This is a genomic window from Caulobacter sp. KR2-114, from assembly GCF_049446115.1.
Classification (GTDB): domain Bacteria; phylum Pseudomonadota; class Alphaproteobacteria; order Caulobacterales; family Caulobacteraceae; genus Acaudatibacter.
In genome coordinates this window covers 1-2,020 of record NZ_JBMSEC010000016.1, presented here as the reverse complement: position 1 = coordinate 2,020, position 2,020 = coordinate 1, and the positions used below count along the sequence as shown (strand labels likewise).

Sequence of the window (2,020 nt, the reverse complement as noted above, 5' to 3'; positions counted from 1 at the left end):
TGGCCGAGATCAGCGCCGCCTGCCGCGAGCAGGACATCGGCGCCAGCCAGATCAACGAGGCCATCCAGCAGCTCGACAAGGTCACCCAGCAGAACGCCTCCGCCTCCGAGGAGATGAGCGCCACCTCCGAGGAGCTCGCCGCCCAGGCCGAGGAACTGCAGGCCTCCATCGCCTATTTCCGAACCGACACCGCCGGGTCCCAGCGCAAGCCGGTCGCCCCGGTGCGCCGCGCCGTGGCCGGTAAGCCGGCGCCGGCGCGCAAGACGCCGCCCAAGGCCAGCGTCTCCGCCCAGCAGGCGCGGGCCAAGGGCTTCGCCCTCGACCTTGCCCAGGGCGGGCCGGACCACGAGGACGACGATTTCCGGGAGTATGCCTGATGGCCGAGACCCAGCTGGTCACCCTGGCGCTCGGCGCCGAGACGTTCGCCATCCCCGTGGCCTATGTCCGGGAGATCCTGGACTACACGGCGCCCTTCGCCATTCCCGAAGGGCCGGCCTACCTGCTGGGTCTCACAGACGTGCGCGGCCGCGCCACCCCGACGCTGGACCTGCGCCTGAAGCTGGGGCTGGCGGCGGTCGAACCGACCCTGGCGACCCGGGTGCTGGTGCTGGACGTGCCGGTCGACGGACGCATCCTGTCCCTCGGCCTGGTGGCCGACCGCGTGCTCGAGGTGATCTCGGTGGCCGATGAGGCCGTCGAGCCTGCCCCCGAAATCGGCGTGCGCTGGCGCTCCGACTACATCCACGGCGTCGTCCGCCGCGACGACGGCTTCATCATCATCTTCGACCTGCAGCACCTGCTCACCAGCCAGGACGTCGCCGCCTTGCCGGCGGCGGCGGACCAGGCCGCCTAAGTTCCCGCGCCCCCCCCCTGCGGGACCGCGCCCGCGCTTAAAGCCGACAGGACCTCGTCCCATGCGCTTCACGATCAAACTCAAGCTCGGTCTCGCCTTCGCCCTGATGATCGCCTTGATGATCACGGCGGCCGGCTTCGGCATCAGTGGCATAGCCAAGCTCAACGCCGGCTTCGACGGGGTGATGACCGGGCCGATCGCCCGCACCGCCATCGTGCAGGAGTTGAACGGCGTCTTCCTGCGCATCGCCCGGGAAGAGCGCGACATGATCCTCGCCGACACGCGCGAAGAGGCCGCGCCGCTGGTGGCCGACATCACCCGCGAGCGGCAGCGCTTCCAGGAGCTGACCCAGAAGGCCGAGGCCTCCTCGACCGGCGAGACCAAGGCCAAGTGGATCAGCCTGCACGCCGCCGGCGACCGCTTCCTGGCCGTGGACGACCGCCTGCGCGACCTGGCCCTGGCCAACAAGGACGCCGAGGCCAAGGCCCTGTCCAACGGCGAGGGCCGCCAGGCCTTCGACCAGGCCGCCCAGCAGATGGACGAGATGGTGCAGGTCGAACGCAGCGAGACCCAGGCCGCCTCGGACAAGGTCGACCAGGACGACGCCACCGCCCGCACCCAGCTGATCGTCGCCACGGTGGTCTCGCTGCTGCTGGCGGCCGGCGCCGCCGTATGGCTCTCGCTCTCGGTCGCCAAGGGCCTGGCCCGCGCCGGCGCGGCCGTGCGCAAGGTCGCCGAGGGCGACCTGACCTCCACCGTCCAGGCCACGTCCAACGACGAGATCGGCGACCTGCTGAGCCACGTCGGCGAAATGGTCGAGCGCCTGCGCGGCGTGGTGGGCGACGCGATGTCCGCCTCGGAGAACGTCTCCTCCGGCAGCCAGGAGCTGTCGGCGACGTCGGAACAGGTCAGCCAGGGGGCGACGGAGCAGGCCTCGGCGGCCGAGGAAGCCTCCGCCTCGATGGAAGAGATGGCGGCGAACATCAAGCAGAACGCCGACAACGCGGCGCAGACCGAGAAGATCGCCCGTCAGTCGGCCAAGGACGCCGAGGTCTCCGGCGAGGCCGTCGCCCGCGCCGTCAGCGCCATGCAGACCATCGCCGAGAAGATCACCATCGTGCAGGAGATCGCCCGCCAGACCGACCTGCTGGCCCTCAACGCCGCCGT

The 2,020-nt window shown here is 70.9% G+C and carries 2 protein-coding genes and 1 pseudogene; all 3 read left to right on the top strand.

From position 1 onward, the window contains the following. Positions 1 to 377, top strand: a pseudogene (locus tag ACO2Q3_RS26880) (methyl-accepting chemotaxis protein); the annotation flags it as partial. Then, a complete protein-coding gene (locus tag ACO2Q3_RS26875) occupies positions 377 to 853 on the top strand; it encodes a chemotaxis protein CheW (RefSeq protein WP_423312403.1) in 477 nt (158 codons plus the stop codon). The pseudogene ACO2Q3_RS26880 and the gene ACO2Q3_RS26875, both read left to right, overlap by 1 nt. Before the next feature lie 61 nt (positions 854 to 914). Then, positions 915 to 2,020, top strand: a 1,106-nt coding sequence (locus ACO2Q3_RS26870; RefSeq protein WP_423312401.1) for a methyl-accepting chemotaxis protein, incomplete at its 3' end; no start/stop codon positions are given.